13 protein-coding genes, 10 tRNA genes and 1 rRNA gene are annotated in these 19,704 nt (G+C 57.3%); all 24 read right to left on the bottom strand.

Going from position 1 to position 19,704, the window contains the following annotated elements; genetic code table 11:
• Positions 1–14 precede the first annotated feature (14 nt).
• Entirely contained in the window at positions 15–779 is a 765-nt protein-coding gene (locus tag I8J29_RS30435; RefSeq protein WP_276316357.1) for a metal ABC transporter ATP-binding protein, read from the bottom strand.
• Between the two features lie 24 nt (positions 780–803).
• Positions 804–1,778 (bottom strand): metal ABC transporter solute-binding protein, Zn/Mn family, encoded by a 975-nt coding sequence (locus tag I8J29_RS30430; protein ID WP_240546596.1) that lies wholly within the window; start codon positions 1,776–1,778, stop codon positions 804–806.
• Between the two features lie 445 nt (positions 1,779–2,223).
• Positions 2,224–3,684 carry a DHA2 family efflux MFS transporter permease subunit gene (locus I8J29_RS30425; RefSeq protein WP_208851052.1) on the bottom strand — a complete coding sequence of 487 codons (1,461 nt, stop codon included), beginning with the start codon at positions 3,682–3,684 and terminating at the stop codon, positions 2,224–2,226.
• Between the two features lie 366 nt (positions 3,685–4,050).
• Entirely contained in the window at positions 4,051–4,440 is a 390-nt protein-coding gene (locus tag I8J29_RS30420) for a MerR family transcriptional regulator (RefSeq protein ID WP_420831175.1), read from the bottom strand.
• 54 nt (positions 4,441–4,494) lie between these two features.
• Entirely contained in the window at positions 4,495–5,475 is a 981-nt protein-coding gene (locus tag I8J29_RS30415) for an aldo/keto reductase (protein ID WP_208851050.1), read from the bottom strand.
• Between the two features lie 237 nt (positions 5,476–5,712).
• On the bottom strand, positions 5,713–7,545 hold the full coding sequence (gene glmS, locus I8J29_RS30410) for a glutamine--fructose-6-phosphate transaminase (isomerizing) (RefSeq protein ID WP_208851049.1): 1,833 nt from the start codon (positions 7,543–7,545) through the stop codon (positions 5,713–5,715).
• Positions 7,546–8,321: 776 nt separating this feature from the next.
• On the bottom strand, positions 8,322–9,668 hold the full coding sequence (gene glmM / locus I8J29_RS30405; protein ID WP_208851048.1) for a phosphoglucosamine mutase: 1,347 nt from the start codon (positions 9,666–9,668) through the stop codon (positions 8,322–8,324).
• Positions 9,669–9,689: 21 nt separating this feature from the next.
• Positions 9,690–11,174: a CdaR family protein gene (locus tag I8J29_RS30400; protein WP_208851047.1), complete on the bottom strand. Its 1,485-nt coding sequence runs from the start codon at positions 11,172–11,174 to the stop codon at positions 9,690–9,692.
• A complete protein-coding gene (gene cdaA / locus I8J29_RS30395) occupies positions 11,167–12,006 on the bottom strand; it encodes a diadenylate cyclase CdaA (protein WP_090649429.1) in 840 nt (279 codons plus the stop codon). Before cdaA ends, I8J29_RS30400 begins: the two co-directional genes overlap by 8 nt.
• A gap of 136 nt (positions 12,007–12,142) precedes the next feature.
• On the bottom strand, positions 12,143–12,772 hold the full coding sequence (locus I8J29_RS30390; protein WP_208851046.1) for a zf-HC2 domain-containing protein: 630 nt from the start codon (positions 12,770–12,772) through the stop codon (positions 12,143–12,145).
• 127 nt (positions 12,773–12,899) lie between these two features.
• On the bottom strand, positions 12,900–13,466 hold the full coding sequence (gene sigW, locus I8J29_RS30385; protein ID WP_090649423.1) for an RNA polymerase sigma factor SigW: 567 nt from the start codon (positions 13,464–13,466) through the stop codon (positions 12,900–12,902).
• Positions 13,467–14,123: 657 nt separating this feature from the next.
• Positions 14,124–16,913, bottom strand: a complete 2,790-nt coding sequence (ppc, locus tag I8J29_RS30380; RefSeq protein ID WP_420831173.1) for a phosphoenolpyruvate carboxylase — start codon at positions 16,911–16,913, stop codon at positions 14,124–14,126.
• Positions 16,914–17,257: 344 nt separating this feature from the next.
• A tRNA-Gly gene (locus I8J29_RS30375) sits at positions 17,258–17,331 on the bottom strand.
• 7 nt (positions 17,332–17,338) lie between these two features.
• Positions 17,339–17,415 (bottom strand) — tRNA-Pro (locus I8J29_RS30370).
• 24 nt (positions 17,416–17,439) lie between these two features.
• A tRNA-Arg gene (locus I8J29_RS30365) sits at positions 17,440–17,516 on the bottom strand.
• 3 nt (positions 17,517–17,519) lie between these two features.
• Positions 17,520–17,594 (bottom strand) — tRNA-Gly (locus I8J29_RS30360).
• A gap of 157 nt (positions 17,595–17,751) precedes the next feature.
• Positions 17,752–18,588, bottom strand: coding sequence for an ABC transporter ATP-binding protein (locus I8J29_RS30355; protein ID WP_208851044.1), 837 nt, complete (start codon positions 18,586–18,588; stop codon positions 17,752–17,754).
• A 418-nt stretch (positions 18,589–19,006) separates the two neighbouring features.
• Positions 19,007–19,082 (bottom strand) — tRNA-Lys (locus I8J29_RS30350).
• A gap of 7 nt (positions 19,083–19,089) precedes the next feature.
• Positions 19,090–19,164: transfer RNA gene (locus I8J29_RS30345), tRNA-Gln, on the bottom strand.
• A 10-nt stretch (positions 19,165–19,174) separates the two neighbouring features.
• Positions 19,175–19,250 (bottom strand) — tRNA-Val (locus I8J29_RS30340).
• Positions 19,251–19,263: 13 nt separating this feature from the next.
• Positions 19,264–19,338: transfer RNA gene (locus I8J29_RS30335), tRNA-Glu, on the bottom strand.
• Positions 19,339–19,347: 9 nt separating this feature from the next.
• A tRNA-Thr gene (locus tag I8J29_RS30330) sits at positions 19,348–19,423 on the bottom strand.
• A 5-nt stretch (positions 19,424–19,428) separates the two neighbouring features.
• A tRNA-Asn gene (locus I8J29_RS30325) sits at positions 19,429–19,504 on the bottom strand.
• Between the two features lie 81 nt (positions 19,505–19,585).
• A 23S ribosomal RNA gene (locus tag I8J29_RS30320) occupies positions 19,586–19,704 on the bottom strand; the annotation flags it as partial.

Below are 19,704 nucleotides of genomic sequence, written 5' to 3'. Positions count from 1 at the left end.
TTCGAACACTCGCCTCACCTCCCGTCCGTTAATGCCGCCGTCGCATGATCGCGATCCAAGAGCGTCAATCGCCCGCCGTACGTTTCCTGCAGCTTATCCGCCGTGAACGTCCGCTCCGTCGGCCCGAAATCGATGAGCCGCACGTTCAGCAGCATCACCCAGTCGAAATATTCCTTGACAGTCGCCAGATCGTGATGGACGACCAGCACCGTCTTCCCTTGCGTTTTCAATTCGTTCAGCAGCGTGATGATCGCTTTCTCCGTCGCCGCGTCGACGCCGACGAACGGTTCGTCCATGAAGTAGAGCTTGGCGTCCTGGGCGAGCGCCCGAGCGAGGAAAATCCGCTGCTGCTGGCCGCCGGAAAGCTGACTGATCTGCCGGTCGGCATACTCCGCCATCCCGACCTTCGCCAGGCAGTCCATTGCGATCCGCTTCTCGGCGGCGCCGGGTCGCCTGAACCAGCCGAGGTGTCCGTAGCGGCCCATCGTCACGACGTCGAGCGCGTTCGTCGGAAAATCCCAATCCACGGATTCCCGCTGCGGCACGTAACCGACCAATCTGCGCTGGTCGCGGTACGGTTTGCCGTAAATCGATACGTCCCCGGACAATTTCGGGATTAGACCCAGCGCCGCTTTGATCAGCGTCGATTTGCCGGCTCCGTTCGGGCCGACGATACCGATCAGCTTGCCTTCCGGCGCTTGGAACGACACGCCGCGCAGCACGGGCTTTTTCTGATACGCGACCGACAAGTCGTTCACGGTTAACGGGGTTGCCTTCATCGTGTTCATCGCTCCTTTATCCGATTATTTCAAGGCGTTCACGATGGTTTCCGCGTTGTGCCGGACCATCCCGATATACGTCCCCTCCGGGGTCCCTTCTTCGCCCATCGCGTCGGAATACAGCTCCCCGCCGATTTTCAGCTCATGGCCTTTTTCCTTGGCGCCCTGAATGACCGCGTCGATCGCCCTGCGCGGGACGCTGGATTCGATGAATACGGCTTTGATGTCATGCGCGATCAGAAAATCCCGCAGGTCCGCGACGTCTTTGGCGCCCGCTTCGGAAGCGGTGCTGATGCCCTGCAGGCCCATAACCCGCATCCCGTACGCGTCCCCGAAGTACCCGAACGCGTCATGCGCCGTGACCAGGACGCGGCTGCGTTCCGGCAACGTCCGTATGCGCTCGGCCACTTCCGCGTCAAGCTCCCGCAGCTGCCGCAAATAGGCGTCCGCGTTGGCGCGGTAAGCGTCCGCATGCCCCGGATCGTGCTCAGCCAGCGTATCCCGTATCGTTTCCGTCACCGTCATCCAATGCTTCACGTTGAACCAAATATGCGGATCGTATTCCGTTGCCATCGCCGCTCCGGACCGAAGCGCGGCGCGATCGATGTCGTCCGAGACGGCGACCGTCGTTTTCTTCTGTGCCATCTTCTCGAAAATGTCGACCATCTTGCCCTCCAGGTGCAGTCCGTTGTACAAGATGACGTCGGCCCGCTCGAGCTTGCCGATGTCGCCTTCGGACGCTTTGTACAGATGCGGATCGACCCCCGATTTCATCAGGCCCGTCACGTCGACTCGCTCTCCGCCGACCTGCTTGGCGACATCGGCGATCATGCCGATCGTCGTGGTGACCTTGATTTTGCCCTCGTCTCCCGCCTCGCCGTTCTCGCGGCTGCCGCAAGCGGCGAGCAGCGTGAGGCTAACGAGAAGCAGCAGCGCGACGAATGATCGCGGATTGGCGCGGAGCAATCGCGAACGATTCATAATCGTTGTCGTTGACATGGACGTTCTTCCCCCTTTTCTTGTCGTAAAACGACGGCTCGAACCAGACGACGAAGGGCTTTTCGGTTTTTCCCCTGTCTTTCCTTCAACTAATAAAGTTTCCCTAGGGAAACTTTTGGGACAAAAAAAAGCAGCCCTTCATTAAATTTACATCAACACTTTTTCCCTTGCAACAAAATTTTTACCTAGGGAAACTTTCGGGCGCTTCCTTGCCATTCGCTTCCGGTACCGACGATCAGTACCGCCGCTGCTTCGCCGTGTCCCTATCTATGATATTCGCCTTCGCGGCCGCGCTTGCCTGTACGCGCCGAAAATAAACGGGACCGCGCTTTCGGGAAGGACGGCGTCTGGCTGGTCTCCCTGGCGGCCCTCGCCTCAACGCAATAAGAAAGGCGCCCGTTCTCCGGTAAGTCCGGAAATCGGTCGCCCATTGGCGAGTTCGCCGCTAAATATAATACTCGATGTACGCTTCGCTGCTGTATTTCTCTCGGGCGTTTCGGCGGATGAGCCAAATCGCCAGCGTAACCGCGCTTAAGAGCCCGATCAATCCGTACGACGCTTGGAACGCATAGAAGTTGACCGGCTCCTGGCTCGCCGGCAGGATACGGAGCGCCGACTGGTACAGCATGCCGCTCAGCGTAATGCCCATCCCCATGCCCATCGTGCGGCTCATGTTGAGCGTCGCGCCGGCGACCCCGAGACGATCGGCCGGCACGTTGCCCATGACCTGGCTGTTGTTCGGCGGCGTAAACATGCCCATGCCGCAGCCCGTTAACCACAAGCCGAGCAGCAATAACGCGGTTTCGCCGCCGCCGTGAATGAGCGCGAGCAGCCCGCTTCCGAGCAGCAGCAGCGCCGTTCCGCCGATCGCGGGCACCCGGACGCCGAACCGGTCGGCCAGGTAACCGGAAATCGGCGTGCAGATCGTCATGCCGATCGGAACCAGCGACAAGTACAACCCCGCGGTAACCGCGTCCAGCCGAAACCCCGTTTCCATTAGGAACGGACTGAGCAGCAGCACTCCGTACATGACCGTGAACGACAGGAAGCTCGTCAGATTGCCGTAGCGGAATATCTTGTTTCGGAACAACGACAAATCCATTAACGGCGTGTACGACCGCTGCTCTTCGCGAACGAAGGACGCCAGCGCGAGCATCGCCGTGAAGACGCAGAGCAGAATGAACGGGGATGTCCAGCCCTGCGCCAAGCCGCTGTTCAAGACGTACACCATCATGATGAGCGCCGGCAGCAGGAAGACGAGTCCCCAGTAATCGAAGCTTTCCTTCCGTCTGCCCGTATCCCGCGGAAGCAGCAGCACGGCCAAAATCGTGCCCGCGATGCCGATCGGCACGTTCACGTAGAAGAGCCAGCGCCAATCGCCCAGCGACAGCAGCGCGCCGCCGATCACCGGCCCGAGGCTGAGCCCGATTCCCTGCGCGCTCGCCTGAATCCCGATCGCCTTGCCCCGGTGCGCCGCGGGCGTCGCCGCCGTGATGATCGAGACGCTGTTGGCTTGAAGCATTGCCGCCCCGATCGCTTGGAAGATCCGCGCGACCAACAATCCGGCGAAGCCCGGAGCCACGCCGCAGGCGACGGAGCTGACGAGGAACACGAAAAATCCCGTGGCATACATCCAGCGACGGCCGAACATGTCGGCCAATCTGCCGAACGGAATGACGAGGGACGATAAGGTCAGCAAGTAGACCAGGCTGATCCATTCGGCCTTCGCCATGCCGATGCCGAATTGGCGCATCAGCGACGGCAGCGCCAAGTTGATGATGCTGGCGTCGAGCGCCGCCATGAAGGCTCCGATGCACACCGTCGACACGACCAGCCAATGATACCCGCTCCGGCTCGTGATCCGCTCGGGGGGCGAGTAGTCCCACAGATGCGAGAGCTGCGACATCCTTTTCAACCTCCTTGTCGGTAATCCTGTTTTCCAATGAACGTAAGAGCGTTCCGCGTCGGCTGCCGCTCGTCCTCATGACAATAAGCCGCGGTCTGTCCCCGTGAATCTAAAGGACGGACGAAGCGGCTCCTCCGGAGGACGAGCGACTGATGATTCCAGTATACCAGAGAATGGCGGACCGATGGACATGACAGGCCATGTAATCATTGACACTTTCGCAACGATTCGCCGATCTTGGCGCGTTGGCGATCCGGCGTGGCGAACCTGAGCCGCTTCCGCGAACCGAAAGCAGCCGTGCGTCCAAACGAACCGCTTCAAAAAAAGCGGATCGGGGAGCCGTCTCCCCGATCCGTCTTCCGGCGTTCAATCAGCCGGCGTTCTTAACGTTCTTTCTTTCCTGACGATGGTTTGTTCGTAGCGCACGATTTTATCGTCGAGGCGAAGCAGCGTGCCCGTCATGTCTTCGATTTTGGCCGCAAGCCGGCCGCGCTGTTCCATGAGCAGCTCTTTCCGCGTCTCGAGCGTATCGTCGCCTTGTTGAAACAGCGTCACGTACTCGATGAGCGCCTCGACCGGAAGTCCCGCGCTTTGGCGCATGCATTTGATAAAATCGACCCACTTCACGTCTTCCTCCGTATACGCGCGGATACCGCTTTTGTTCCGGTTCACGGGAGGAATCAGCCCGATGCGCTCATAATAACGCAGCGTATCCTGCGACAGGCCGAACCGCTCGCTCACTTCCGCAATGGTCATCGCCATTTTGGGGGCACCTCCTTTCTATTTCCGCTTGCAGCGATCCGTCTGTCCTTACAGCGCGCCTACCACGGCATGGGGCACATACGGCTCCTCCAAGGACGCGACCTCGTCCGGCGCGAGCTTGACCTCCAGCGCGGAGACCGCGACTTCAAGCTGGGCTTCTTTCGTGGCGCCGATGATCGGCGCGGCGACCGGCTGCTTTTGCAGCAGCCAGGCAAGCGCGACCTGCGCGCGGGAGACGCCCCGCTGCTCCGCGATCGCCGCGACCCGTTCCACGATCGCGCGATCCGCTTCGGCGAACGCGTCGTATTTCGACTTCTGCACCTGATCGGTTTCGGAACGGTGCGTCGCGTCCGACCGATCGCGCGTCAACCGGCCGGAAGCGAGCGGGCTGTACGGAATGACGCCGATCTTCTCCGCCTTGCACAGCGGCAGCATTTCCCGTTCTTCTTCGCGGTAGATCAGATTCAGATGGTTTTGCATCGAGACGAATCGGGTCCAGCCGTGCGTCTCCGCCACGTGCAGCGCTTTTAGAAACTGCCACGCGTACATGGCGGAAGCGCCGATGTAGCGAGCTTTGCCGGCCTTTACCACGTCATGCAGCGCTTCCATCGTCTCTTCGATCGGCGTGCGGTAATCCCAGCGGTGAATCTGGTACAAATCCACGTAATCGGTACCCAAACGCTTCAGACTCTTGTCGATTTCGCTCAGAATCGCCTTGCGGGAAAGCCCGGCTCCGTTCGGACCTTCATGCATCCGGAAGTGCACCTTGGTCGCGATGACCACTTCGTCCCGATTCGCGTAATCCTTCAGCGCGCGGCCGAGGTATTCCTCGCTTGTCCCCGCCGAGTACACGTTGGCCGTATCGAAGAAATTGATGCCGAGCTCCAGCGCCTTCTTGATCACCAGCCGGCTCTGCTCCTCGTCCCGTACCCACGGATGCGTCCATCGCGCCGCATCGCCGAAGCCCATGCATCCCAGACAAATCCGCGACACGTCCATCCCGGTATGACCCAATTTGACATATTCCATCGCACGATCCACTCCTTTGCGTTGTTCGCCGCTTTCCATCAAAGAGTGTACCTCTTGGAGCTAACTCCAAGTCAACTGTCGGCAAAAAGAAAAAACCGGTGCACAAAAAGACTAAAACAAGCCGTCCTCATCAATAGGACGGCCCGTTCAGGCAGCTATGGTGGCTATATGCGATGCTAGATGAGGCTGCGCAATATCAGCTAACGGGCATGTTCCTTCATGCCGCGAATCATTAACCTACTCCACCGTTACGCTTTTCGCCAAATTCCGCGGTTTATCCACGTCGTTGCCCCGCGCGAGCGAAGCATAGTAAGCGATCAGCTGCAGCGGCACGACGGACAGCGCCGGCGCCAGTATCGGCAGCGTCTTCGGGATGGAGAAGAGCTCGTCGACGGATTTGCCGACCTCTTCTTCATGCCCGGCGTTCACGAGCGCGAGCACGTGCGCGCCGCGGGCTTTCACTTCCTTGATGTTGCTCAGCGTCTTCTCGTACAGGCCTTCCTGCGTGATGACCGAGATGACCGGAATGTCTTCCTCGATCAGCGCCAGCGTGCCGTGCTTCAGCTCCCCGGCCGGGTACGCTTCGGAGTGGATATACGAGATTTCCTTCAGCTTCAGCGAACCTTCCTGCGCCACCGCGAAGTCGACGCCGCGCCCGATGAAGAACAAGTTGTTATGCTTCGCGACGGATTCCGCGATTTGCTTCAGCACGTCCGCGCTGTCCAGGATGCGCTCCACCTGCTCCGGCAGCTCGTTCATCGCCATCAGCACGTCGGTCACGTAAGCCTCGTCGCGCGTCCCGACGTTCTGCGCCAGGTACAGACCCAGCAGATAGAACGCGATCAGCTGGGAGGTGTACGCCTTGGTCGAAGCAACGGCGATCTCCGGTCCCGCCTGCGTAATGATAACATCGTCCGCTTCGCGGGCGACCGAGCTGCCGACCACGTTTGTGATCGCCAGGACGCGCGCGCCGTGGCGCTTCGCTTCGCGCAATGCCGCGAGCGTATCCGCCGTCTCGCCGGATTGGCTGACGACGATCACGAGCGTATCCGGCGTGATGATCGGCGAACGGTACCGGTACTCGGATGCCACGTCCGTCTCGACCGGGATGCGGGCCAGGTCCTCGATGACCGTTTTGCCGACGAGCCCGGCATGGAACGCCGTGCCGCAAGCGACGATATGCACCTTGCGGATGCCGCGGATTTGTTCGGCCGTCATGCCGATCTCCTTTAGCTCGACGGAACGTCCGTCATCGGAGATGCGCCCCATCATCGTATTGCGGTAGGCTTTCGGCTGTTCGAAAATTTCCTTCAGCATGAAATGATCGAATCCCGCTTTTTCCGCCGTTTCCAAGTCCCAGTCGACATGGAATATTTCCTTGGAAATAAATTCGCCGTCAATCGTCATCAATTCGACGCCGTTTTGCGTCAAAATTGCCATCTCGCCGTCGTTCAGAATATACACGTCGCGCGTATGCTCCAGAATGGCCGGGATGTCGGAACCGATGAAGTTTTCGCCTTTCCCGACGCCGATGACGAGCGGGCTCGCAAACCGTACCGCGACGAGACGGTCCGGTTCGAACTCCGTCAGGACGCCAAGCGCGAACGCGCCGCGCATCCGTTTCACCGCTCGCTGCACGGCTTTCACGATGTCGCCGTCGTATTCGTCCGCCACCAGGTGAGAAATGACTTCCGTGTCCGTCTCCGATACGAACTTGCAGCCTTTGGCGATCAGTTCTTCCTTCAAGTCGAGGTAGTTCTCGATAATGCCGTTATGCACGACGGAAAACTTATGCGAGTTGTCGGTATGCGGATGAGAGTTCACGTCCGATGGCTTGCCGTGCGTCGCCCAGCGCGTATGCCCGATGCCGACCGAGCCCGCGAGCGGCTGTCCGCCCAGCTTTTCCTCCAGATTCGCCAGACGGCCGATCGACTTGCGCACTTCCAGGCCGTTCTTCGTGAAGACGGCGATGCCCGCGGAGTCGTAGCCGCGATACTCCAGCTTCTTCAAGCCCTCGATCAAAATATCCTGCGAATCCCGTTTTCCGATGTATCCTACGATTCCACACATATGAATAGACCTCCGTTATCGATAGTTCCCGCTCGAACGGATGCCTTTGAATACCTGTCAAAGCATGGCGGCGCAAAGCCGCCCTATTCGCCGGCATCGTCCCCGCAAAGATATTTTGACAATAAGAAATAAAACGCAGACCGCTTGGGAAAAAACAACGGCTGCGGCGTCGAGATACGATCGGTCTCCGCTTCGGGAGCATCGCCGTCGGTCGTATCGACATTTCCGATAAATGCACAGCAGAAAACAAACAGCGCTGCGGGCTGTCGTCCTTTCCTGCCGGCTTGCTGCACATGTACGTTCGCGCACACACGGCCTCCGTTGCCGCCGTCGCTTCAATACCTTCGTTTAGAGCATCCTGCCGATCTTTTGTCAGTCCGGTCACCCCGACTATTTGAGAATCGGCTTACGGTCGAATGCGATACCGGGAGGTCCCCGCCGAACATTCCGAACACCTCCACCTCGTCAGCTTGCCGCTCTTACGGCCGATGCTTGATCCGCGCGGTCCCTTCCGTAAGGACCCGCGCAGCAGCCGTAATACGCGCGCAAGCTCTGGCGCTTAACTTCCGACAACCTCGATCCTCGCTTTCCTGCTGGAATGTCACTACTTACTATATGCATTTTGCGGTAAAGGTGCAACCCAATCTTTGGGTAAACGTTTACAAAACGCGGCGCCGCGCCGCATGGGAATGATTGGTAACCATCCCGTCGCCAAATAAATAAGCAACCCCGGGTGCGGCGTTCGCACCTTTAGGGTTGCCCGATCGGCAGGCCGCTTATACCGCGCCCAGTTCCTTGCGAACCGTGTCCACGATACGCGCAACGTACGCTTCGACCTGCTCCTTCTCCGGCCCTTCGGCCATGACGCGAATTAGCGACTCCGTACCGGACGGACGCACCAGCACGCGGCCGTTATCGCCAAGCTCCGCTTCCACCTCGGCAATGGCCGCGGCAATGCCCGGATTGCTCTTATAGGCGGTTTTGTCCGTGACGCGCACGTTGACCAGCACCTGCGGGAATTTGCGCATCAGCGTCTTCAGCTCGCCCAGCTTTTTGCCGGCGGCCACGAGCGTATCGGTCAGCTGTAGCGCCGTCAGGATGCCGTCGCCCGTCGTGTTGTAATCGAGGAAAATGACATGCCCCGACTGTTCGCCGCCCAAGTTATAGCCGCCGCGTCGCATTTCCTCCATGACGTAACGGTCCCCGACCGCCGTCTGCGCCGTGTTCAGGCCAAGCTTCTTCGCCGCTTTGAAGAAGCCGATGTTGCTCATGACCGTCGTCACGACCGTGTCGTGCTTCAGCTTGCCGGCCCGCTTCATCGCCTCGCCGCAGATGCACAGGATAAAGTCGCCGTCGACTTCGTCGCCGTTCTCGTCGATCGCGATCAGCCGGTCCGCGTCGCCGTCGAAGGACAGGCCGAGATCCGCCCCGTGCTTCAGCACCTCTTCGCGCAAATGCTCCGGATGCGTCGAGCCGACGCCGTCGTTGATGTTCAGGCCGTTCGGCTCCGCGCCGACCGTGATGACCTCGGCGCCGAGCTCGCGGAAGACCGTCGGCGCGATGCTGTGCGCCGAACCGTTCGCGCAGTCGAGCACGATCTTGAGGCCGGCGAACGAATGCGTCACCGTCGTCTTCAAGAAATCCATGAACACCCGCTTCGCCGTCTCGTCGACCGTCACCGTTCCGATGTCGCCGCCTTCCGGCCGCGGCAGTTCGTCCGTCTCCGCGTCCATCAGGCGCTCGATTTCGTTCTCCGTCTCGTCCGACAGCTTGAACCCGTCGCCGCCGAAATATTTAATGCCGTTGTCTTCGACCGGATTATGCGATGCCGAGATCATGACGCCAGCATCGGCTCCCAGGACGCGCGTCAAATACGCCACCGCCGGCGTCGACACGACGCCGAGGCGCACGACGCTCGCGCCGATGGACAGCAGGCCCGCGATCAGCGACGCCTCCAGCATCGGGCCAGAAATCCGCGTATCGAGGCCGATGACGACCTTCGGCTTCTCGGCCTGGCCGGCTAATACATAGCCGCCGCAACGGCCGATTTTATAAGCAAGCTCCGGGGTCAACTCCCGGTTGGCGACACCGCGGACTCCGTCAGTTCCAAAATATTTTCCCATGTGTATAAGTTCCCCTTTTGCTTATGGATTTCCGTTTGCCGGTTTCTCGTCCGGCGTTATCTCTCGCGCCGCGTTCCCCGTACCGTCGCCGGCGTCGTTATCGGGCGGCGGCGTATCGGCCGGCGCGTCCTTCCCCGTATCGTTCGCGCCGCCGGAGTCGGCGTTGCCCGTGCCCGTGGACGGATCCGCGTTCGCGTCCGTGCCCGTATCGGTCGCGGGCTGCCCGGAAGCCGGCGTGCTTCCGTCCGTTTGCGCGCCGCCTGGCGGCGCGACCGTGCCGTCCGTGATCGTCACGGTGACGCTAAGCGGCGATCCGGCCTGACCGATAAATCGCGGCACGTGCATATCCAGCGGCACGACGTGGCTGCCCGGTCCGAGCCCGCTCAAATCCGCGACCAGCTGCACATCCTTTGCGCCTACCTGTGCCAGCATATTCGGAGCGCCCGCAATCGTTGCATCGACGTTCGCGGTCTCCGGCAGCGTCACCTTGGCCTTCAGCCCGTCCGACAACCCGATGATGGTGACCGGCAGCTTCGGAATCAGCTTGGTTTGCGCGGTCACGATCGTATACTCGAACGTCACCTTCGCCGGATCGACGCTCGCGACGTCTTTGCCGGGTTTGACGTCGAGCTCCATCGTACCCGATTGTTTCAATTGCGACAAGTCGATCGTCAGGGCATCGTAGAACTCGTACTTGTCGATGACGTCCTGCGGTCCGTAGATCGTGACGGCATCGACGCTCTGCTTGAACGTCGACACCGCGAGCCCCTCCGACAGATTTCCCGTGAAGTTCACCTGCAGCGGCAGCTTCTTGAACGGTTTCGTGATCGGAATTTCCACCTCGACGACGCTCGGATTCATGACCGCGTCCGGCAGCTCGTTGCCGTCCTTGTCGAGCGCGACCAGCTTCATCTTCTTGTCGTTGACCGTCTCTTCCTCGCCGTCGACGGATACCGTCCCTCCGACGAACGCCACCTCGTCCATCTCGTCGGCCGGCAGCGTCACGTGCACGCGACCGTTCGGCTTCACGAGCGGCGTGCCGATCTTGTAGCCCTTCCCGGGCGTGCCTTCGGCATTGATCTGCACTTCGAACTCCTTCGTCAGCAGCCGTTCCAACACGACGGTGACGCTGCTCGGCTGCGCGTCGATCAGTTCGAGCCCGCGGGGCAAATGAACCTTGACCGGCTGCACCATGCGGCCCTCGGTGGCTTGGCTCAAATCGACCGTCACCTCGTAGTCGCTGTTATGCGACGCGAGCAGCAGATCGGAGCGCGAGCCTCGGACCGTCAAATGCACGCCTTCGGGATCCAGCAGCCGCAGCGCGTAATTTTTGTCGTCCATGCCGACGGGTTTGATCTGCACGCCGTCGATGTCGCGCGTCTCCGTCAGCGTCGCGACGGTATTCGGCGTTTTCTCGGAATCGAAATGAACGACCGCCCACATCAGGATGCCGATCACGAGCGAGATGATTTTGAGCGCCGTCGGGTGGTTGAGCCATTTATCCATGCGGATCGCCTCCTTTCCGTTTCCAGAAAGGGATCTTCATGCCTTGGCGCTCGCGCATCTTCGGCTTCGGATTCAACTCCTCGTACAGCTTCGAGATGAGCGATTCTTCCTTAATGTCGCGAACGATCATGCCTCCGACCGCCAGCGAGATCTGGCCCGTTTCCTCCGACACGATGACCGAGACCGCATCGGACACTTCGGTGATGCCGATCGCCGCCCGGTGGCGCGTGCCCAGCTCCTTGCTGATGAACGGGTTTTCGGAGAGCGGCAAATAACAGCCCGCCGCCTTGATGTGGCTGCCCCCGATAATGACCGCGCCGTCGTGCAGCGGCGTGTTCGGGATGAAAATATTGATGAGCAGCTCGGAGCTCACGTGCGATTCCATTCGAATCCCCGACTCCGTGTAATCCTGCAGGCCCGTCGTCCGCTCGAACACGATCAGCGCGCCGATCTTCCGTTTGGCCATATAATTCAGCGCCTTGATGATCGCGTTGATCCGATCCCCGATGTCGGGATCCATAACGTTCGTACGGCTGAACAGTTTGCCCCGCCCCAGCTGTTCGAGCGCGCGCCGCAGCTCCGGCTGGAAGATGACGAGCACCGCGAATACCCCGAGCGTGAACATTTGGTTCATCAGCCATTTCAGCGTATACAAGTCGAACCACGTGCTGAGCGCCCACGTGACCACGAGCACGATGATGCCTTTGAACAGCTGCACGGCCTTCGTACCGCGTACCAGCAGGATCAGTTTATAAATGATATAACTCACGATGGAAACATCGATGATGTCCTTGATCGCGGTCGTCCATGTCATGTCGGCAAAGTAATTCATCCGTCAACCCCCAAAGACCACATGTGCGGACACATTCATCCTGAATATCGAATGATAACCTTATTATTTTCTAGAAACGGGGTTGCAAATCCTCTAACGTTCACAAAAAAACCTCCCGTGTCCGGGAGGCAGAACATCAATAGGCCAAACTGCTGATGGAGGTCGTCACTTTGTACCAAAACCAGTCCAGCGCCTGGTCAATCTGTTTCACTTCTCCGGAAATATGCGCGGTCGAGGCTTCGTACAGCGAACCCGAAATCACCGTAACGTCCCCGTCTACCTCGCCGAGCACGTTCGCTTTCCCGTTTTCGACCGTCAGATCCCCGTTGACATGCGCCCCTGCGGGCACGGTGACGGTATCGCCATTAATGACGACTTCCGCCAAATCGGGGCCGCGCACGGCCAGTTGGCTATCCTGCTGCCACATCGCCAAGAAGCTGGAGAACATCACGAGCACGAACACGGCGGCCACCGAAACGGCGGGATGGTTCCGGACCCAGCGGGTAAACCCCGAGGCGGGTCTCCGGCGCTTTGCCGGCAACGCGTCCATGATGCGCTGCGTCAACTGTGAGGATTGCTCGGCTGAAATGACGAAATGCGTGTCCATCATCCTGTGCGCGAGCGCTTCCGTTCGTTCCAACTGTTCCATACGGGCGCGGCAAGACGGGCAGGAATCCAGATGAGCTTTGAGCCCTGCGAGATCGTCATGGGGCAGCTCGTCGTCCAAATAATCATGCATCAGCACGACGGCGACGTTGCAATTCATAGCAGCCAGTCCTTTCTTCGTTGTAATTTCACAGTAGTACTCGATACGTATAATTCAGGCGAATGTTTCACTTTTTTGCGAAATCCGCGCTTGCCCAAATCTTGGATACGCCCAAGCGGGCCGCAGCCTATAGCTTATGCTCCAGTTTCTTTCGAAGGAACTCCCTTCCGCGGTGCACGCGGGTTTTCACGGTCGTGACGGGCATCTCCAGCACGTCTCCGATTTCCTGGAGCGACATGTCCTCGAGGTAGCGAAGCACCATGACCGACTTGTATTTCGCCGGCAGCGTCGCGATCGCCTGGTGAATGATGCGCTGCGTGTCCGAGAGCAGCAGCTCCGTCTCCGGCGTCCGATCGTCGCTCGGTATCATCGCGTAGCCGTCCAGCCCTTCGTGCTCGCTCGATTCCGCGTCCAGCGAGTACACCGGCTTGCGCTTGCGCAGGCGATCGATGCACAGATTGGTCGCGATCCGGTAAATCCACGTGGAAAATTTCATCGACGCGTCGTAGCGTTCCAAATTTTTATATACGCGCAGAAACACGTCCTGCACGACATCCTCCGCTTCTTGGCGGTTATACAGCATGCGGTAGGCCATATGGTAAAGCTTGTCCTGGTACAGCTCCACGATTTCGGCAAAAGCCCGCTGATCGCCCTGAAGAGCCAACCTCGCTAATCTTGCCTCGACTGATATCAACGCTACTCCTCCAAACCCGCCGGTATGTAATTACGCGACTTCATGATTATACCGTTAAAAAGGGCGCGTAGGCAATGAATGCCGGTTGAATTGGGAATGAAAAGAAATCATCCCGATCGTTCGATTCGCTTGATGAACCATTCATGCGGTTGCGGATTGACGGCCTAACCTGTATACGGTGTTAACCTTTATTCACAACGCGTATAAAATGCTTAGCAGACTAAAGTTATCAAACGCGCGAATTATCCACAGTGATATCCACATTTCCCCCACAGATTGTTGAACAATTGTGGATACGGATCTCGCACGCATGGGTAACAAGCCAGCCATTACTCGTTCCTGATCTCTGAAGGCCTTGTCGTTGCTAATGTTCACAGCTTGTTTCGAAATTGTCTCACTTGATCCAACCTTGTCCACTTGTGGATAAACGAAAAATGGGTGCCCTTTGCGGACACCCATCCATTCGTGAATTATTTAATGGCCTTGTGAGTCACCGAGAACGCTGATAAAGTATTCGCTGGCTGGACCCCTTGCCGTCTCGGTTTCCTTGCTGAATGCTAAGCGCCCTGCCGGACGTTCAAACCAGCCGCGGCGCAAACCAATCAGCCTCTTTGCTGTTTGCTGAACGCCCTGCCGGCGTTCAAACCAATCAGCCTATCAACCCGTGTTTCTCAGCCCCGCCGCTATGCCGTTGATCGTGAGCAGCACTTCGCGGAGCAGCTCGCGGTCGTCTTCTTCGCCCTTGGCGCGGCTTTCGCGAAGCTCCTTCAGCAGCTGTACCTGCATGTAGCTCAGCGGATCTACGTACGGATTGCGCAAGCGGATGGACTCCTGGATGACCGGCACATTATCCAAGATTTCCTCTTGCCCCGTGATTTGCAAGATGCACGAGGACGTTCGCGCATACTCTTCCGTGATTTGCGTGAAGATGCGGTCGCGAATCGTCTTGTCCGCGATCATGCCTGCGTATTCCTTCGCGATCTGCAGGTCCGCTTTGGCAAGCGCCATTTGCAGGTTGTCGATCAGCGACGTGAAGAACGGAAACTTCTCGTACATGGTACGGAGCGTCTCCAGCCGTTTCGCATCGTCCTTCACATAGTCCTGCAGCGCCGTACCCGCGGCGTACCATGCCGGCAGCAGGTAACGGCTTTGCGTCCATGCGAACACCCATGGAATCGCGCGAAGGTCTTCGAAACGGTCGCTGCCCTTGCGCTTCGACGGACGCGAACCGATATTCAGCTCGCCGACTTCCGGCAGCGGCGTCGATTCTTTGAAGAACGTCATGAAATCCGGATCGCGGAAAATCAGATCCTGGTACTTCGTCAGCGCCGTCTCGGAAATGCCGCGCGCAATCTCTTCCCACTCTGCCGTAGCCGTTTCTTCCTGCTCAGGGTATTTCGCCAGACGAGATGCGGTCACAAGCGCCCATGTCGCCTGCTCCAGGCTGCGGTAGGCAATGCCTTTCAACGAGTAACGGGAAGACAGCACTTCGCCCTGCTCGGTGATTTTGATGCCGCCGCCCACCGTATGCGGCGGTTGGGCCAAGATGCTGCGGTTGAGCGGCATGCCGCCCCGTCCGAGCGCGCCTCCGCGGCCATGGAAGAATTTCAGCTTCACGCCGTATTTCTTCGCCGAGCTCGTGATCGCATTCAACGCGACGCGAAGCTCCCAGTTCGCCGTGACGACGCCGCCGTCTTTATTGGAATCGGAATAGCCGAGCATAATTTCGTGCTGGTTGCCGCGGGCTTCGACGGCTTGACGATACACCGGCAGCGCGAACAATCGCTCCATGATGCCCGGCGCCGCATGCAAGTCATCGATCGTTTCGAACAGCGGCACCGCTTGCAGCGTGCACATCACGTTGCCGTTCGCTTCTTTGCGGAACAAGCCGACTTCTTTGGCGAACACCATGACTTCCAACATATCGCTTGCGCCCTGCGTCATGCTGATCAGGTAGCTGGAAATGCAGTTTACGCCGAATTCGGCCTGCGCACGGTAAATCGTATGGTAGACGTCCAGACATTCGCGCGTGCCTTCGGAGTAGGCGAAGTGCGGCGACGTCAGCGGACGCGGATCATTCAGCAGCGTGTGCAGCAACTCGATCTTCTCGTCTTCGGAGAGCGAAGCATAGTCCGAAACGATGTTCATATTGGCCAGAACTTCGCTCATGGCATTCTCATGCTCTTTGCTGTGTTGCCGGACGTCCAATGTCGCAAGATGGAAGCCAAACAGCTCGACTTGGCGAATCAGTTTGCGAATATGCGTATCGGCGACATAGTCGGCAAAGTGGTGACGCAGGCTGCGGTCAATGACAAGCAGATCCTGCTTCAATTCTTCGGCGCTGTTGTAGCGCTTCGGAGAACCTTTCAACGAATCGTTCAGCGCGTTGGCCAGCTTCTCGAGCATGTAGCCGAGTTTGATACGGTATGGCTCCTTCTCGTTGCGCCAAATTTCGATGCACCGCAGCTCGCCGACTTGCTCGCGATCCTTACGGATCGATTCGGTTAGCTCGTCCGAAATCTCGACGATGTTGGTGCTGAAGCTCAGCTGTCCCATGACGTCCTTGAGCAGCTCCTCATATTTCTTCAGTGCGAGGCTTCGCTGCAGCTTCAACGTTTCCCACGTAATCTTGGCTTTAACGGACGGGTTGCCGTCGCGGTCGCCGCCGATCCAGGAGCCGAAACGGAGGTAAGTCGGAACATGCCAGCTTTCGCCCGACGGATAATACTTATCCAAACAGCGCTCGAGCTCTTCATATACGTTCGGAAGCACCTCGAACAGCGTTTCGTCGAAGTAGTACATGCCATTGCGCACTTCGTCGATAACCGTTGGCTTGCGGTCGCGGAGCTCATCGGTCTGCCACAAGGTCAGCACTTCGTTCAACAGCTTCTCGCGCAGCTTCTCGCGTTCGCGGAACGTCAGCGTCGGGTCGTCGAGCTCCATCATTTCCGCGGCGATGCGCTGATGAATGTCCAACACGTCGCGGCGCGTCGCTTCCGTCGGATGCGCGGTCATGACCAGCTCCAAGGAAATATCCGAAATGATTTCTTTCACGCTGTCGATCGTCAGGTCCCGGTCCTTCAGCACCTGAATGGCGCTCTCGATTGAACCCGGTTGTACCTTCTCGCCGGACGAGCGCTCGTAATCGCGCTTGCGGCGAATTCGATGGTTTTGTTCGGCAATGTTCACGAGTTGGAAATAGATCGCAAACGCGCGAATGACTTGATGGCGGGTAGCAGGAGTAAGCGCATCGATGACCTGCTTGAATTCCTCGTCCAGCTCCGGCAAGAATTCCGCGCGCAGCGTTTTGCTCATCTCGCGGATTTTCTCGACCGTCTCCAGCAGTTCATGGCCCCCTTGGTGGACCAGCACGTCTCCGAGAATGTTGCCCAGGAAACGCACGTCGCGGCGAAGCAAATTGTTTGCTTGCGGTCGGTTTGTAGTCATTGTTGTACCAGCCTGTTCCGACATTCGAAATCCTCCTTAAGGTTTGCAGTGCGAAACCACATCTTAAGCTTCGTCGTTGGTCAGCAGAGCAAAACCCTTCCTAAAGCATAATTTTCGGTTTTTGATGCAAAACGGCGCTTAACATGCATATTTTAACGGCATATAATCAGGTTTTGCCTGCAGCAATCCTCATCATAAGCCACATTAACCAGCTACAACGGTTTTTAACTCTAACCATCATACTACAAATCAAGAAACGGTTGAAGCTTTTTCACCGATGGAAAGGAATGGCTTCGCGGATATAACAAAAAGCCTTGGAATCCAAGGCTTTAACGGTATTTTTATGGAGCGGGTGATGGGAATCGAACCCACGCTATTAGCTTGGAAGGCTAAAGTTCTACCATTGAACTACACCCGCGAATGAATGGTCGGGACGACACGATTCGAACATGCGACCCCCTGGTCCCAAACCAGGTGCTCTACCAAGCTGAGCTACGTCCCGTTATGTATCGCATAAATAAAGAAATGGCGTGCCCTGAGAGATTCGAACTCCCGACCTTTTGATTCGTAGTCAAATGCTCTATCCAGCTGAGCTAAGGGCACGTATGGAGCGGAAGACGGGAATCGAACCCGCGACCCTCGCCTTGGCAAGGCGATGCTCTACCGCTGAGCCACTTCCGCAATTCTTGTGTCACTCGCCATATCTCAAGCGCGACATTTAATAATATATCATGGACATAAGCAGAATGCAACCCCTATCGAAGAAAAAGAAAAACTTTTTTTTCGTGAAGTGCTCTGCTTATGTCCCTATGGGATAGGCGTTGTTACGACTTCGCGTTTAGCTGACCTTTACCGGCTCCAGGACGGGCTTTTCGTAAGCTTGCGGGTTGCCGTCCGCCAAAGCAAACGGGAAGCAGAGCGGTACGCCCGTGCGCGGATCCGGGATGATATCGGTCTCGATGCCGAATACTTCGCGAAGCACATCCTTTGTCATGACGGTTTGAGGCGATCCTACGCTAACGACTTGCCCCTTCTTAATGGCAACCATATGCTGCGCGTAGCGGGAAGCATGATTTAAATCGTGAACGACCATTACAATCGTTCTGCCTGCGGTTGCGTTGAGCTCCTGGAGAAGTTCAAGAACCTCAAGCTGATGCGCCATATCCAAATAAGTCGTCGGCTCGTCGAGGAACAGCAAGTCGGTTTGCTGCGCAAGCGCCATCGCGATCCAAGCGCGCTGCCGCTGACCACCGGACAGACGATCGATCGGCCGGTCCTTAAACTCCACCAAGCCGGTGCTCTCGACCGCCCAGTGGATAACGGAACGGTCTTCTTTCGTCAAAGAGCCGAAACCGCGCTGGTAAGGGAAACGTCCGTAAGAAACGAGCTCTGAAACCGTCAATCCGTCCGGAGCGGTCGGGGTCTGCGGAAGAATCGCCAGCTGCTTCGCAACCTCTTTCGTCGATTGTTTATGAATCGATTTCCCGTCCAGCATGACCGAGCCCGCCGAAGGGGCCATAAGCCTTGCCAGCGTTTTCAAAATGGTGGATTTACCGGAGCCATTCGCTCCGACAAGCGCCGTGATTTTCCCCTTCGGGATCGTTATGTTCAAGTCTTCGACGATCAATCGTTCTTCGTAACCGATATTCAGGTTCTTCGTATGCATAGCGTTCATGCGTATCCACCCCTTGCCGCTTTATCCACCTAATTGATAACCGTTCTCAGAAATAGTTCATGTATAATGATAACCATTCTCAGTGGATGCGTCAAGCATTTCACCCGCATATGCACAGAAATATATTTATGAAACGTACATTCATCAACAGTGTGAATAAACAGTCTTTTGCTCTCAATCCGAATATACCCGTAGGATTGCCACGAACAGTTGCATTTCTGCACAAGTAACACATCGTCCTGTGGGTAATTCCATTCAGTCAGCACAAGGCTTTCAGGCTTTTTATAAAGTTTATCCACAAAGTTATGCACAAAAAAACCCTTTAGTTAAAGGGTCTCTAATTTCATGTCATATCAGCTAATTTAATCCTTGCGGTTATCATCATAAATATGTAAGTTCCATTTTCGAAACAAGAAAATGGTGAGCCATGTAGGACTCGAACCTACGACACCCTGATTAAAAGTCAGGTGCTCTACCAACTGAGCTAATGGCTCATGCAAATGGCTGGGGATCTAGGATTCGAACCTAGGCATGACGGAGTCAAAGTCCGTTGCCTTACCGCTTGGCTAATCCCCAATCTTGAAGATGGTGGAGGCTGAGGGGATCGAACCCCCGACCCTCTGCTTGTAAGGCAGATGCTCTCCCAGCTGAGCTAAGCCTCCAAGTTGAGAGAGATGGTGACCCGTAGGGGATTCGAACCCCTGTTACCTCCGTGAAAGGGAGGTGTCTTAACCCCTTGACCAACGGGCCTTATGAAAATGGAGCTCTCAACCGGGATCGAACCGGTGACCTCATCCTTACCATGGATGCACTCTACCTACTGAGCTATGAGAGCATGAATGGCTCCCCGAACAGGACTCGAACCTGTGACAACTCGATTAACAGTCGAGTGCTCTACCAACTGAGCTATCAGGGAACGATATGTAAAGGTGAACTTGCCACCCTGAAAACTGGATACGAACCTTTGCGAAGGTCTTGCTTAGCTGAATGATGTACCTTGGATAAGCCCTCGACCGATTAGTATTCGTCAGCTCCACGCATTGCTGCGCTTCCACCTCGAACCTATCTACCTCGTCGTCTTCAAGGGGTCTTACATACTGGGAAATCTCATCTTGA

The sequence above is a fragment of the Paenibacillus artemisiicola genome (assembly GCF_017652985.1).
GTDB classification, from domain to species: Bacteria; Bacillota; Bacilli; order Paenibacillales; family Paenibacillaceae; genus Paenibacillus_Z; species Paenibacillus_Z artemisiicola.
This window is presented reverse-complemented; position numbering and strand designations above follow the sequence as displayed.